Consider the following 14,646-nt stretch of genomic DNA (forward strand, 5'->3'; position numbering starts at 1 on the left):
ACTTCTAAATCAGGTCCACCGAGAGTAGCACCACCGAAGTTTTGCCAAGCAGTCCAGTTAGTACCATCAGCAGAGGAACGATTATAAATTCCATTGTCAGTACCTCTGACTGACTGATAGATGCGGTTGTTAAATACTTCCATCGCAACCTTAGACATCTCAACAGCAATATTTTGTCCATTTAAAGTAAAAGTTGCTGTATCATCCTCACCATGCAATGATACCAATTCTCCCTCACTAATACTTTGCCCCCTTACCAACCGCGAGAAAATATCCCCTTCATCCCCAGCAGCATCCTGTACATTAATTTGACTATCTAAATAATGCCCAACCTCCTCTACTAAAACCCCTGTAACAGCCTCAATATTATCCTTATTAGCCCCTAAAAATTCCCCAGATAGATAAATAGTATTATTGTCCTTTGCATACGCTCCATTGAAGTTTTGACCAAATACTAATTCTATATGCGGTGTATTAGTAAAATTATTTCGCGCCCAATCTGTCAATATTTGATTAGCTGACTCCTGGTTATAAAGACCAAAAGCAGTCCCCATAATGTAATCTCTTTGAGAATTACCGCTTAGTCCACTCAGGATATATTTAGTTGCATTAATTGCCTGAACAACCGTATCAATAAACGGAACAGGTAACTGAGAAGAATTAGCAGGATTAACAGCGAATACAGGATCTTGATAATCGCTCAAACCTAGATTGTTGTAGGGGGAGGTAGGTATGAACCCTGATTGTTGAGAGTTTAAGGATAGCTCAAACATAGATGCCTTCTCATGTAAAGATTAGTGGTCTTGTTACCTTTCATTCTATGCGAGCCAGTATAGCAGCTTGTATACTTTAATTTTAAATAGTTAGTGAATTTTATTTTTTTAGTATCCGTATATTTATGCGTGCCAGCAGAAAATTTATCATCTGATCTCTGCTTGTAAAGCTGTTATCAGATTGATATAAGATGAATAAAATTAGCCACAACCTTGATGATTGCTGCTTCATGAGTGGTTCTAAGTGTAATCCTGACTTCTCAGTAATTTAGCGGAATTTATGTAAATTTTTGATAAAATTGTCAGAATCAGGATTAACAGGATTTTTTACAGCTAATTCCAGTCCTAAAATCCTTGTAGAGTCCATACATTCTTTATCATCAGTTGTCTATTGTCCCGCTAACATTTGTAGGAGTTTGTCCGCATTATGTAAATTACCAACCATGCGCCGAATTGGATGAGGCCAAACCTTAACTAAAGTAGGAGTAGCAGAAACTTGATCAATTTCTGCCTGTTCTGGATTGGTGAGAACATCAATAACTTTGAGAGTATAAGGATATCCTAGCGATCGCTCTAATGATTCGTGCAGGTTTTGTAAAATTTTTTCTGTAGTCGCACTATGACCAGCCACAAACAAACGCAAAACAAAGCCTGGGGGACCTGGGATCTTTTGTAGCACTGGTTGTGTATTAATGACTGGTTGCTGGTACTGTGAGGGAGAATCAGCCAAATCCAAACGCACAATTAAATCATGATCTTGCCAAAGTTGAGGAAATGTAGAACGATAAGTTGATAATACCAAGCGATCGCACAAACCATCTTGCCAAGGTGCTGATTGCCACACCAAATCCCCCGTCTCAAAAATCGCATTCAACACAGCCTGATGCCGAATCACCGCTGGATAAGCCTCCGCAAAGATTTGTACTTGTTGAGTTCGAGGATTTAACCAGTGATCAATAGTTGCAGTATAACAAGGAACTAAAAAATGTGGCGGCTCTGGTAAATCGAGGATTTCCTGCAAAGCCGCACATAAATGTAAATGCCATCGTCCTTGTTTACTAGGGTCAATACAATAAATTAAATCCCCTCCAGGCGTAAACAAAGCAATACCCTTAAACAACTGGGGTTTAGATAATTTGTCTAAATTCAACTTAGTCATTGGTCAGTTGTCAGTTGTTAATTAAACACGACCTCGGAGGAATTGCGCCATTTCGTTAGGAGTTGGCGACATTTCTAACGCCGTTTCCTCAGTAATCCGGCCTTCTTGGTAAAGATTGAGCAATGACTGATTCATTGTCACCATGCCATCAAAACCGGCTTGTTTCATTAACTCCGCAATCTCATCATACTTGCCATTCTTCACCCATTCCTTAACAGCCTCAGTATTAATGAGAATATCGTGGAAAGCCGCCCGTTGACCATCTGTAGTGCGGCATAAACCTTGAGCAATTACAGCTACTAAAGATTCCGCAAGCGCTATCCGCATAGCTTCCAGTTCTTCACCCGAATACAAATTGAGAATCCGTTCAATAGTTTTTACCGCACTATTAGTGTGCAGAGTTCCCATCACCAATTGACCTGTTTGCGCCGCTTTTAGTGCCGTATTTACAGTTTCCTTATCCCGCATTTCCCCCACCAGAATTAAATCTGGATCTTCCCGCAAAGCTGCTTTTAAAGCATTATCAAATTTGCGGGTGTGCATTCCCACTTGCCGCTGTTTAACTAAAGACTTACGACTTTGGTGGACAAATTCTACCGGGTCCTCAATCGTAATAATATGTTTAGCCATCTCCCGATTAATATAATCAACCATTGCTGCCATTGTCGTGGATTTACCTGAACCAGTAGGACCTGTCACCAAAACTAAACCCTTGTGATGGTGACAAATATCTCTAAACACTGGTGGTAAGCGCAACTGCTCCATAGATAGAATTTTGAGAGGAATTAACCGCAGTACCATAGCATAACCGCGCAGTGAATCAAACACATTAATCCGCACACGGGCAAAATCGTACTGAGTTGCACCATCAAATTCTAGCTGTTCTTGAAACCTTTGAATTTCTGCATCAGTGAGAATCTCCCGCAACCAATTCATAAAAGTCGGTTTATCAGCTTCGGGGTAACTTGTGGTCAGAATTTCGCCCCGGCTGCGGAAGCGGGGTATTTCTCCTACTCCCAAGTGAACATCAGAGTAACCTTCATCAAATGCTTCCTGGATAAGCTGTGCCAATGTCCGTTCTAAAGGTTCATCCGTGGGCGCATTGTCATAAGAATATATTGGTGGTGGCAGAGTAATTATTGACGGCGCTGGTGCATTCATTTCTAAATTTGCCGACTGATGCTGTATTTTTACTTTTGGCAAAGGTGGCGGCATTCTGAATGTTTGTGATTCTGTCATATATCTTCACTTTTGTTAATTGGTCAGTTGTCAGTTGTTAGTTGTTAGTTGTCAGTGGAAAATATTTTCCTTCTGTTCCCTGTCCCCTGCTTCCTGCTTCCTGCTTCCTGCTTCCTACTCCTCCTGCCTCTGTTATGCAGTCTTCTTAGTGGGTTATTCACCAATATACATATTTTTTAACACATACTGATTATCCTTGGTCTTGCATAGGATTTACGTAATATGTTAGTCGCTAATAATACAGAATAATTAAGGATAAAGAGGCGGGGCAAAGTGAAAGAAATTAAGAATTACCCATCATCTACAATCTGTTTTGATCACTTTTTGATAAATTATGAGAAATAATATCGTTTTTTATAAGAAATGTTAAGCATCTGGGTAATCAGATTGCGGGGATCAATATCTGCTTCTCATCTATCCTTAGTCTATATTTCTCAAGGCATAGACCAAAACTCTCTTCCCTACCTGTGGGTATATGTGAATTCTTATTCATAAGTAGAAAAAATCAACTGTAAACTTTAGTAAAGAAATGCTCATTTTGGAGCTAAGGTTTTATATACTAAATTTCACTGAAACAAAATCAGTTAATTCGCTTTCGAGTGATAAACAACTGAAATTTAAACTTGCTGTGTATTAGGAGGAAAAGTCATGGTTTCTGCTCAAAGCTCTAATCTAGTTCAGACCGACTCCTTGTTAATGATGAAAAGCTTTTTAATCTGGACATTTACATTGGCAGTGTGCTTGTTAGTCGTCGGCTTTCCATTGGTTGTATTGATGGCTACGGTTGGCTGTCTATTGTCCATTGTTTTACAATCTGTGATGCCCGCTAGTGCCGTGTTAATTGTGGCAGGTGGTTTAGTAATGTTTAATGTTATGGCAGTATTAATTGCTGCTGGAGTGCTAACAGCTAAAGGTATTCATCCTACGCAAATAAAATGGTTAAGTTGGTTGCATGGTAAAGCTGAAAAAGCCCAAACCACTGTTTATGCAGCTTGTCCTTTAACTTGTAAAATTAACCAATAATTATCATTGGCTAACACTCGACAAACAGTACATCTGCCCGGTTTATCCGGGTTTTTTAATGTTTATAAAAGGGAACAGGGAACAGGTAAGAGGTAAAAGTATTACCAATTACCAATTACCAATCACCAATCACCAATTAACTACTTGCCTAACTTAATAGTGTTGCCAATTGCAGTTAAACTGTCTTCAAATAAAGCCTCACGTCCCCAGCGTTGTACTTGTTGACTTAACAACGCTTCGGCTTTTTGTTCAGAAAGAGAAGTTACTTGTTGGAACAAGCCAGACGACTGAGCGCCTCCATGAGTTTCCATTCGCATACAACCGCCAGTTTCCGAACAAATCACAGTTCCGCAATTAGCTTGAATATTAGTAGAACTCAAACGCAAACCAATTAAATCACCGATAATTTCCCCCATATCAGCAATGGGAACACCTGCTAACTCAGCTTCTATGTGTTTTTGGTCTTGAGACAGGAACTGAATCGAGGTGATATTATAATCACCGTTTTCCTGTTTATAGGAAACTGGCTGCCATTCTAAGCGATTAGCTAACCAACCCAAATACAATAAGGCTTGAGCAGCATTGCCTTTTTCATAATCAATATTGACACGATCAATTTCTCTAAGAGCAGCGCGACGATTAGGCGCATCATAAGCTTGTGCTGTTAACTCCTGCCATGCTGACAACCGCCGCCAATTCAAATCAGCCAAAGGTATACCAGATTCTACTAACTTCTGCAAGCTGAGTAAATCATCTTCTGGTGTATTAAAGTTGCAGGAGTCAACAATGACATTATTGCAAACAGACGCTAAACGCCTAAACAAAGTATTGCCAGCATCTGGTGTAGCTTTCCACCAGAGGAACTTAGGCAAACCACCAATTAACAAAGCGGGAATCATGCCCCCAATCCGTTCTAAAGCTGCAACAGTACCAGTAAGGGTAATGTACTCACAACAGATAAGAGTGCTGGAAGATTGCTTTTGAATGGGACAATAGGCAGAAACTTGGGCTTTTACCCCTTCATCATCGCCGGCAATGGGACATAAAGCAATAATTCGGCAAGGGTTACGGGTAGCAATTTCGTCAGCAATAGTGGGACTGGTAGGACTAAAAGTATACCCCATAGCTGCACCATGATTATCTCCATTTGGTCCAGTGCGCTGCTTTTGGAAATATTCAGCCCGTAAAGCCGTCAGAGTTTCTGGTGTAGCAGTACCAGTTTCTGGAAGGTGGTGCTTTTTCTGGACTTCCTGTAAAGCTGTTTTAGTTTGTGGTCCGAGAATACCGTCAACTGGACCCTTGTAAAAGCCGGTTGCAGTTAACAAATACTGAGTTTCTTCCGGTTCATAAACTACTAAAGTAAATGTTGTGGCGCGGGTAGCAGCGGGTAAACCACCGTCTTCCCCTTGAATACCGTAACTTTGCCAAACTTGATTAAGTTCTACCTCAATTTCTGTGAGGGAAACATCCTTGGGCGCTTGCAAAGAAAAAATTGTCGGTGCTTGGGAAATCATATTTGTCAGTTGTTCGTTGTCAGTTGTTCGTTGTCAGTAGGGGCGAAGCATTTGGAAGATAAATTATCGGTCATTGCCAAAAATAGTTCTCCAAATGCTTCGCCCGTACAGTTGTTCGTTGTCAGTTGTTCGTTGTTTTGCTACTGACCAATGACCAAGGACTAATTAAAGTCTGCGCCAGCGGCGACCGTCTTGGTTGATTAGTAATTCTGCTTCTTCTGGTTCCCAAGTACCGGCTTCATACTGAGGAATATTCGCAGGATTGGCTGGTAAATCCCATACAGACAAGGCAGGTGTAACTACTTGCCAAGCCGCTTCTACTTCGTCCGCCCGTGTAAACAAAGTTTGGTCGCCCATCATACAATCAAGGAAGAGACGATCGTAGGCATCGGAAGTAGCAGAAATACCTAGAGAGCCGTAGCTAAAATCCATATCTACGGCACGGGTACGGAAATCACCACCGGGCATTTTCACATCAAACCGGAGGGAAATACCTTCATTGGGTTGTATTCGCATGGCCAAAACGTTGGCGTTTGTTTGTTGAGCCGCAGAGGGGAACATTCTCGAAGGAACTTCGCGGAAATGAATCGCAATTTCACTGACTTTTTTCGGCATCCGCTTACCAGTTCGTAGGTAAAAAGGAACACCTTGCCAACGCCAGTTATCCACCATGAACTTCATGGCCACGTAAGTAGGGGTAGTAGATTCAGGATTAACACCTGGTTCAGTTCGATACCCTGCCACCTGTTGACCTTTCATCCAACCCGCGCTGTATTGTCCACGAATTGCTGATTTTGACAAATTATTAACATCAGCTAAACGAGTCGCTTGTAACACTTTAACCTTTTCCGTGCGGATACTGTCAGCATCCATAGAGTTAGGTGCTTCCATGGCGGTTAAACAGTAAAGCTGCATGAGGTGATTTTGCAGCATATCTCGCAACGCGCCCGCACTTTCATAATAACCCGCCCGGTCTTCTACTCCCACAGTTTCGGCTACAGTAATTTGTACATGATCTACAAATTGCCGATTCCACAAAGGTTCAAAAATGGCATTAGCAAAGCGGAAAACCAGCAAGTTTTGTACCGTTTCTTTCCCTAAGTAGTGGTCAAGACGATAAACTTGGTTTTCTTTACAAACCTTTTGTACTACTTGGTTGAGATTTTGAGCGGAAGCTAAATCACGACCAAAGGGTTTTTCAATGACTAAACGCTGTTTTTCGGGGTCTTCTAGCATTCCTGCTAACCCTAGTTGCTTAATAGCTTCAGGGAAGAAATTAGGGGCAACAGAGAGGTAAAACATCCGGTTTCCTCTTGTTCCTCGTTTCTCGTCTAGTTCAGCTAATAGGGTTTTCAGTTTTTGGTATCCTGCGGGGTCATCTATATTCCCAGGACAGTAAAATAAACCTTGGGAAAAGTCTTGCCAAAGTTCACCTAATTCCACATTAGCGTGAGCTTCAGCCATGCCTTTTTGCATTTGCTCGCGGAAGTATTCGTGACTCCATTCCCGACGCGCTACACCCACAATGGTGGTTTCTGCGGGAATACGTCTTTCTCTCCGCAATTTGTACAGCGCTGGTACTAACTTACGCCAGGTTAGATCTCCAGAAGCACCAAAGATGACGATAATTTGTGGTTCGGGCATCCCTTGCTGCTGTAGACCGACGCGCAATGGATTTTCTAGCAGACTGACCATAGGATTTTAGATTTTAGATTTTAGATTTTGCCAGAGGTGAAGGGCAAGAAGAAAAAGATCTCTACTTCCTGATCTTTTCTTAAATTCCGCAATCTCCTCTATAGGTGAGAATAGCTTGACTTGACCTTTGAAAGAGTTCATGAATCACACGGAAAGGACACAGACAGGTTATTGCAAGTACATAGAGTACAGAATCAGAATTTAGAATCCAGAATTTAGAATCCAGAATCCAGGGAATAAATTCCCTGTCTTATAGCTAAAGTCGGTTAAAACCGACTGTTTTTCTGTTATTTGTTCTATGTGGAACATGAGGTTTGATTTTTTAATTAATTAGAGTTTTATCTAATTACCTGTTTTGATAAAAGACATGACCTTGGCTACATTTTCTTTACTACCAATAATTAATGGTGTCCGCTGGTGCAGTTTTGTGGGAATTACATCTAAAATATCCATTGTTCCTGTAGTCGCTATACCTCCAGCTTGTTCAATTAAAAACGCTAAAGGAGCAGTTTCATACAGCAAACGTAATTTACCTTCTGGTTTTTGTAGTGTGCCGGGATAGAGAAATACCCCACCCTGTAATAATATTCTGTGAATATCGCTCACCATTGCCCCACTGTAACGGGAACTATAGCCTTCTGTGCGATGAACATAACGGATATATTCTCTAAAAGATTCATCCCATTGCCAGAAGTTACCATCATTAACGCTATAGGTGGCGGCATGATCTGGCATTTTGATATTTTCTTGACAGAGAATAAACTCACCCAAACTAGGATCAAGAATGAATGAATGTACACCTGTACCTATGCTATAAACTAGCATAGTGCTTGGTCCATAGAGAATATATCCGGCTGCTAATTGCTTGCGTCCATTTGTAAGTAGATCCTTGGCTTCACCATCAGCATCTTCTCCTTCTTGCTGACGAATGGCAAAGATAGAACCTAAACTGAGATTGTTATCTGTGTTAGATGAGCCGTCAATGGGGTCATAAAGGAGAGTATAACGACCAATGGGGCAGTTTTCGGGGATGTAGTAGGGTTTTTCCATTTCTTCGGAAGCGAGACGACAGACTAAGCCGCTTTGCTTGAACACGGAAATAAATACTTCATTGGCGTAAACATCCATCTTTTTGACGGATTCTCCCTGGACGTTGACTTCTCCAGTAAATCCCAGCACCCCTTCCATTAAACCAGCGCGACTCAACCGACGGGCAACTAATTTACCCGCTAAAGCGATACGATTCATCAGCGCACTTAAATCCTGGGCATTTGATCCAAAGCTTTGTAATTGCTGGAGGACGTGACGGGATAATGTTGTACAATCACGATCTAAAGCTTTATCTGTGGACAAATCTAAAGATTCTGATATTTGTGTCATGTTGTTCGCTGCTATGGGGTCATGTTCCTGCTTCTATCTTAGAAAGGGAATTTGATAACTTAAATGTGATTTTATATAAACTAAAGAATTGAATTTTTAATTTGAAGATTCTCGACTTCTTGAAGAAGTCGAGAATCTGTGTTTTTCAGTATTTTTCTCTAGATAATAAATCTTCAAAGTAGTTGACACTAAGCACGTAGAATGATACTGTGTACCAAGTTGTGTAAATATTTTTTTGATAGTCATGGTCAAGATCAATATCTCTACCCCCCCATAATCGCTAAAACCCTTGCTGTAAGCGGATTTGCGGCTTCTGTTTTCCTAAGTGCAGCCCCGGCTCATGCTATTAGTTTCAATTTTCAGTTTCAGGATACACGGCCTGGAGGTACTAACGGGTTAGTTAAGGGAACATTAAGCGGTTTAGTGGAAGGTAATAACGCTGGTCCAGGGATTACAGCAACGGTTATATCTAGTCCCGGTGGTAAAGGAGTCGGTTCTGGTTATAATTTTTCTTCCACTGGTAACGGTAATGCTTTTAACGTTACCAGTGGTAATATAACTTTTGCTGATGCTTCGTTTATCAATTCTGCTGACACCTTCTTATTTTTGGGAACATCTGGGAATGACAGTTATTATAACGATTTAACTGATATGAGTACTTTCTCTTATGCCGATTACACCAACACTACAACACAATTCACTGCTGCGACACCTGTTCCCTTTGAGTCTAGTCCTATTGCGCTACCAGCATCATTAGCTGTTTGTTTTGGCGCTGCTAAACTCCGCAGAAACCATCTTGCTAAAAAACGCATGGTATCGGTTGAGGCTTAATTTGATTTTATAGACAAAACATAATAAACATCTTTGAGCCGGCTTGAGTCGGCTTTTGTCATGAGACTGGGAATATGGCTTATGCCAAGCTACGCTATCATTACCAGGCAGGTTTAAACTATTATCATTGCTTCTAATGGGTGAGGAGGGAATCGAACCCGCAACCAATTGATTAAGAGTCAACTGCTCTACCGTTGAGCTACTCACCCGTTCATTAACTCATAATATCAGACTTTTGAATTTTGCGCTAGTGTTGCAGCTAAAAAACTGGCAACAACGGAAATTGCATGATAAAAGTGGTTTGACTGTTAGCAGTTGTAAGCAGCTAGTAACATAACTGATCTAGTTTTTCCCTCAGATTTCCCTCACCTCAAAATTAACTTGGGGGAAAAATGGGGGAAAGTTCAAACCCAGATACGGCAATCAATCTGGATAATCATTTAATTGGTTATGAACGCTTACTGGCTTTATTTAAAAGCATACAGAAGCAGACTCCTAAAGGGGTAGGTTTAAAAAGAGAAGTCAGGGCATCTGCTACATACGTAGGGCTTGCTGAATAAACATAAAACCGGGACAAATAAATGACTTGATGGGGATAGAAAGTGAAAAAGGTGCAAGAAAAAGAGTTAAAATGCAGCAATTCTCATTTTGAAAAAATAAGATAAAATTCTCTTAATTTAAGTAAAAAATTTGTATGAAATTATCATTTTTTAATAAATTAAACTTAGACCTGCATCTGATGTTACTTTACCACCCTGGAAATTCACTACTACTGGAGGGAGTTTTTCTTGTTTGCAAGTGAACTGTTTTGGTATACAATCTGTTCTGACTGGGGTCATATTTTATAATTACTGAAATGCTTGTTACATATACATTTTCGCAGTTTTTGACCCCTTTTTTTCTTTTCTTTGTGAGAAATCCGGCTTACCTCCTCCCATCGCTGTGTCAGCAGCAGAAGTTGATCACCGTCTACCCTTTCAAAACTTCAAAACATTTACGTCAATTTACTTATGTCTCCTAACATTGACCTAGCAGGAATTACCTTACCTAAGGCTCTCAAATTAAAACTGGAATCTTTGGATAATATAGATTTAGTCTCGTCAAATTCAGAAGTTTATTTAGATTTAGATTTAGATCATGATTTGCAATTAAATTTAGACGAAATTTTTAACATTCATAGTAAAATCCCATACATGAATGTAGCCCTAGATAGAATTATTGTTGAAATATTTAGCCAACCTGAAATTAAAATATCCGCATCAAAATGTAAACTTTATAAAAATCATCATAAAATTGAAATTAGGTGTCGAGGATTCCTAAATAACAGAAAAATTGAATTGATTTTTGGACGAAAAACCACATTAAGATATCAATTAACTAGTGATTTTAGTTTCAGTAAACTCACAAATAAAATTCCTATTATCAACAATCTAAAATTAGCCAATTCAGAGTTAATTATCACTAACATTGCCCATTCTTTTGCACATTCAAAATCAGGTGATATTAATTTAAACAGAGGACTAAACTTTATCGGAGATATTGATTTAAGAAAGTTCCCTAAAAACTTTAGTAATTTTCTACATAAAAATTTAGGGATTACATACTTGGAATCTATGATTAGTTTCAATCCCACAGGACAAGTTAGCTTAACAGGTAATATTGCAAGTGATATGCAACTATTTTCCCGCCAACAATTTAAAGCTAATTTTAGTAACTTGCTCATGGAATTAAAAATTGATCCTGATTTAGAGCCAAACTTTGGATTAACTGGAAATTTAATTCTTCAAGGTTACGACCCTACCCAGGAAAAAGAACCTAAACTATTTCTTTCTGGTTCTCTCTCTCTCGAACCTGAATCTTTAACAGCATCTTTCTGTCAACAAAGTGAAAAATCCTGGCATAATCCCTATGGTTTGGTAGGAACTGAACTTCGCAATATCAGGTTTCAAGGAGGTGGAACATATTTACCTCCTTACTTTGATAATTTTGGCTTCATTGGTGATTTGAGATGGGAAAAAATAGATATTGAGGTAGCATTCCTCATAGATACTAATGATCCTGAGCGATTAGCTTTAGTTTTAACTCCTAATCAAGCCGTTAGTTTAATAGATTTGTGGCGCGGTCTAGTCAGTTCCTTTATTACCAAACAAGTAGGTTGCTCAATTGATTTAGTTAACAAAGCCCTAGGTTTATTAGAAAGTCTGGTAAATTTGACTATCGAATCAATTGATAGGGATAGAGACGGAAAAATTAACCCATTAATTAAGTATGTTCCCTTCCCGACGATGATTGCAGGCCAACCAATATCAGAAGGTTTAGAAATTAATGGCAAAGTCAATGCTTGGGGTCATGAAGCAATCTTATTCCTTGAAGGTGACAAAAGTTTAAATAATATTAGTGGTTCGTTAAAAGTTTTAGAAATAGATTTAGGATTTATCAAAATTAAGGGAACAGATGACGATAGCTTAGATTTAGCTTTAAACGTAACACCTAGCGAGCAGTATTTTCAAGGAGATGGCTATGTAGAGTTGTTTAATAATCAAATTGCAAATGTTGAATTTAAAATTACTTCTAGCAATGCTACCTTTAAAAACTTTGACTTGAGTTTAGCTAATTTATTGAGTATTGATGTTGATGACCTAACTATAGATATAAAATCTGGTTCTGGTAGTGGTTCAGGAAAGGTTTCAATTTTGGGTAATACTCTGGTAGGGATTACCTTTGATGTTAATCACAATAGTGTTAACCTGAAGAACGTTCAACTGAATTTAGCAAGTTTCTTAACTTTGACTATTCCTAATCTCACAGTTAATTTAAAGAATCAAAGCGCAACCGGAAAAACAAATATTATTGGTTTTAATCAATCTTTAGGTAAGGGTACGTTATCATTTAACCTTCAAGACGTTTTAATTAATGATGTAGCTCTTAATTTAGCCAATGTTCTCAAGCTAAATGTTCCTAAGTTTAAAGTAGATTTAATGAATAAAAAGATTTTTGGTTTAGGTGATATTACTCTCCTGGGTAAACAATTCACATTACTAGGAATTAGTCTGAATGAGAGTGGATTTCAAGCCACAAGTAATTTCAACTTTGGCATTTTAGCTTTCAACGGTGCTACAGTTAATCTAGGCAAGGGAACTCATGGTAATATCAATAATTCTGCTAGTATTTCCGGGAATCTCAAGTTTTTAGGTTATACTTTTGCTAATATTACTGCTAGTGTAAATAGCAGTAAATTAACTGCATCAGGTAGTTTTAATTTTGCTGGTGTTCTCATCCTTAAAGGGATAAATAATCAAAGAAATGCCAAAATAATGCTGAAAAAATCTAAAAATGGATTTTATAATTCTGTTAGTATTATAGGTAGATTTTATCTCTTAAACCAAGAGTTGACTTCAGTAAATGTGGATTTGAGAGACTTATTCAGCAAACCCTAACTAGGGCTTGCTGAATAAACATAGAACCGTGACAAATCAATGACTTGAGGGGGGATAGAAAATGAAAAGGTGCAAGAAAAAGAGTTAAAATGGGTAAAAACCCTTGCACAAAAGCGTAATAGAATGTATAGAAAAGCGCAAGAACAAGAAACAGCACCAGAAAAGTTTCAACTACCTTGCGAGGAGAAATTGGCATTAGATAATCCGTGGGTAATCATGACAAAAATGATACCTTGGTCTGAATTTGAATCAGAATATGCAGTAATTGTCAAGAAAGAGGAATTAGAATTAGTGGTCTACCATTAATATCTGTAAAATCTAATAATGCTTCTCCCAGCTTTTCCAGTTGTTCTATATTCAAACTGTTGATATTTTCGATGTAAATATCTTTCAATTTTCCAAATCTTTTTGATAACTGACGTATTAATAAAATCATCTCACCATTCTGCCTACCTTCTTCTCTACCTTCCTGTCTACCTTCCTGCTTTGCTTCTTGATATACTCTTGTTTGCTTAATATCACTCACTAAAAACATTACTTCTATCTCCTGACGGCTTAATAGTTATCCATCTACTGTAATTGCATCTTAATTCTAAGATACGAGATAACGTCTTGGTATTTTGGTTATGAGGACAAATTTTATTTTCTTATTTCCCTGCTTGGAGGGATTTATTTGGGAAATAATTATCTTGATAAATAAAAACCTTATATATATGGGCGCACACTTTCCCACCCATATCATAAGCATACCCGAAACTCGGAACACTGTCAACCCCCCTAGCTGAAATTACCAAAACTCGTTACATTATTGATAAAATTCTCAATAATAATGAGAATAAACCCCCAATAATTGAGAATGTTCTTTTTTGCCAAAATCCCATACAAATAACTTATAGAAATATTCGGTAAGTGTAAAACTCAGTGACTTCAGCCCTGAGATATAAGCGAATGGTAGTCAAAATTGGAGATTATAGATGATCCAAAGCTTTTGATTTAGCTAGAAACATAATGTTTTTTAGATAAAAGTCAAAGATCGCTCACAGTTGTGCAAGACTAGAAAAAAGAAATATGTTTAGAAAAACTAGTTTAAACTAATAATTATGCTGGGTGCGATCGCTGGTGATGAATTAACTCCGCTCCTGGGGCAAATCTATGGTAAAAATAAATATGCAATATAATAGTATAATTATCACCATAGCCACAGTTAATTTTGATAATATAGTCAGTTTCTATACTCAATTACTAGAACAAAAACCAAAGAAACTAATTCCCCATATCTATGCTGAATTTCAAATTTCTGGCTTAAAATTAGGGATTTTTAAACCCAAATCGGCAAACGAACCTGAATTTGTCACTTATGTCCAAAGTCCGCTAAGTTTGTGTTTAGAAGTGAATAATCTAGAAACCGCTATATCTCACCTGACATCTTTAGGCTGTACCCCACCCGGAGCGATTTCTACAGCTTCCCACGGTCAAGAAATTTATGCCTACGACCCCGACGGCAACAGATTAATTTTACACCAATCTCATCAAGAGGGAACAGGGAACAGGGAACAGGGAACAGGGAACAAGCAAATATTATTACCACTAACAAC

Annotated in this window: 12 protein-coding genes, 1 tRNA gene and 1 pseudogene; 6 read left to right on the forward strand and 8 right to left on the reverse strand. The window is 38.6% G+C overall.

The genetic code is table 11. From position 1 onward, the window contains the following. The 3 genes and pseudogenes from FJR08_RS03515 to FJR08_RS03525 all read right to left on the reverse strand — a co-directional run. Positions 1 to 773 (reverse strand): annotated as a pseudogene (locus FJR08_RS03515) (hypothetical protein); the annotation flags it as partial. Positions 774 to 1,161: 388 nt separating this feature from the next. Then, on the reverse strand, positions 1,162 to 1,932 hold the full coding sequence (locus FJR08_RS03520; RefSeq protein ID WP_168632172.1) for a circadian clock KaiB family protein: 771 nt from the start codon (positions 1,930 to 1,932) through the stop codon (positions 1,162 to 1,164). 21 nt (positions 1,933 to 1,953) lie between these two features. Continuing rightward, positions 1,954 to 3,171 (reverse strand): type IV pilus twitching motility protein PilT, encoded by a 1,218-nt coding sequence (locus tag FJR08_RS03525; protein ID WP_168632173.1) that lies wholly within the window; start codon positions 3,169 to 3,171, stop codon positions 1,954 to 1,956. A 648-nt stretch (positions 3,172 to 3,819) separates the two neighbouring features. Here FJR08_RS03525 and FJR08_RS03530 point away from each other — a divergent pair. After that, complete coding sequence (locus tag FJR08_RS03530) at positions 3,820 to 4,194, forward strand: hypothetical protein (protein WP_168632174.1); 375 nt, start codon at positions 3,820 to 3,822, stop codon at positions 4,192 to 4,194. Positions 4,195 to 4,334: 140 nt separating this feature from the next. Here FJR08_RS03530 and opcA read toward each other — a convergent pair whose 3' ends face one another. From opcA to fbp, 3 genes are all read right to left on the reverse strand, one after another. Next, on the reverse strand, positions 4,335 to 5,708 hold the full coding sequence (gene opcA / locus FJR08_RS03535) for a glucose-6-phosphate dehydrogenase assembly protein OpcA (RefSeq protein WP_015080818.1): 1,374 nt from the start codon (positions 5,706 to 5,708) through the stop codon (positions 4,335 to 4,337). Between the two features lie 165 nt (positions 5,709 to 5,873). Continuing rightward, positions 5,874 to 7,403: a glucose-6-phosphate dehydrogenase gene (gene zwf, locus FJR08_RS03540; RefSeq protein WP_168632175.1), complete on the reverse strand. Its 1,530-nt coding sequence runs from the start codon at positions 7,401 to 7,403 to the stop codon at positions 5,874 to 5,876. A 342-nt stretch (positions 7,404 to 7,745) separates the two neighbouring features. Further along, on the reverse strand, positions 7,746 to 8,783 hold the full coding sequence (gene fbp, locus FJR08_RS03545) for a class 1 fructose-bisphosphatase (protein ID WP_168632176.1): 1,038 nt from the start codon (positions 8,781 to 8,783) through the stop codon (positions 7,746 to 7,748). A gap of 201 nt (positions 8,784 to 8,984) precedes the next feature. Between fbp and FJR08_RS03550 the strand changes: the two genes are divergently transcribed. After that, complete coding sequence (locus tag FJR08_RS03550; protein WP_168632177.1) at positions 8,985 to 9,614, forward strand: hypothetical protein; 630 nt, start codon at positions 8,985 to 8,987, stop codon at positions 9,612 to 9,614. A gap of 137 nt (positions 9,615 to 9,751) precedes the next feature. On the opposite strand, the gene FJR08_RS03555 is transcribed toward FJR08_RS03550, so the two are convergent. Then, positions 9,752 to 9,823, reverse strand: a tRNA-Lys gene (locus FJR08_RS03555). Between the two features lie 183 nt (positions 9,824 to 10,006). Here FJR08_RS03555 and FJR08_RS03560 point away from each other — a divergent pair. The 3 genes from FJR08_RS03560 to FJR08_RS03570 all read left to right on the forward strand — a co-directional run bounded on the left by FJR08_RS03560 (position 10,007) and on the right by FJR08_RS03570 (position 13,357). Then, a complete protein-coding gene (locus FJR08_RS03560) occupies positions 10,007 to 10,174 on the forward strand; it encodes a hypothetical protein (RefSeq protein WP_168632132.1) in 168 nt (55 codons plus the stop codon). A gap of 450 nt (positions 10,175 to 10,624) precedes the next feature. Next, positions 10,625 to 13,051 (forward strand): hypothetical protein, encoded by a 2,427-nt coding sequence (locus FJR08_RS03565; RefSeq protein ID WP_168632178.1) that lies wholly within the window; start codon positions 10,625 to 10,627, stop codon positions 13,049 to 13,051. A 69-nt stretch (positions 13,052 to 13,120) separates the two neighbouring features. Then, a complete protein-coding gene (locus tag FJR08_RS03570) occupies positions 13,121 to 13,357 on the forward strand; it encodes a hypothetical protein (RefSeq protein ID WP_168632179.1) in 237 nt (78 codons plus the stop codon). Here FJR08_RS03570 and FJR08_RS03575 read toward each other — a convergent pair. After that, complete coding sequence (locus FJR08_RS03575) at positions 13,320 to 13,586, reverse strand: DUF4351 domain-containing protein (protein WP_168632180.1); 267 nt, start codon at positions 13,584 to 13,586, stop codon at positions 13,320 to 13,322. The genes FJR08_RS03570 and FJR08_RS03575 overlap by 38 nt on opposite strands. 632 nt (positions 13,587 to 14,218) lie before the next feature. Here FJR08_RS03575 and FJR08_RS03580 point away from each other — a divergent pair. Next, positions 14,219 to 14,646 (forward strand): VOC family protein (locus FJR08_RS03580; RefSeq protein ID WP_254435676.1); only part of this gene is annotated, 428 nt, incomplete at its 3' end.

This window comes from Dolichospermum sp. UHCC 0260 (assembly GCF_009711985.1).
In the GTDB taxonomy this organism is placed as follows: domain Bacteria; phylum Cyanobacteriota; class Cyanobacteriia; order Cyanobacteriales; family Nostocaceae; genus Dolichospermum; species Dolichospermum lemmermannii.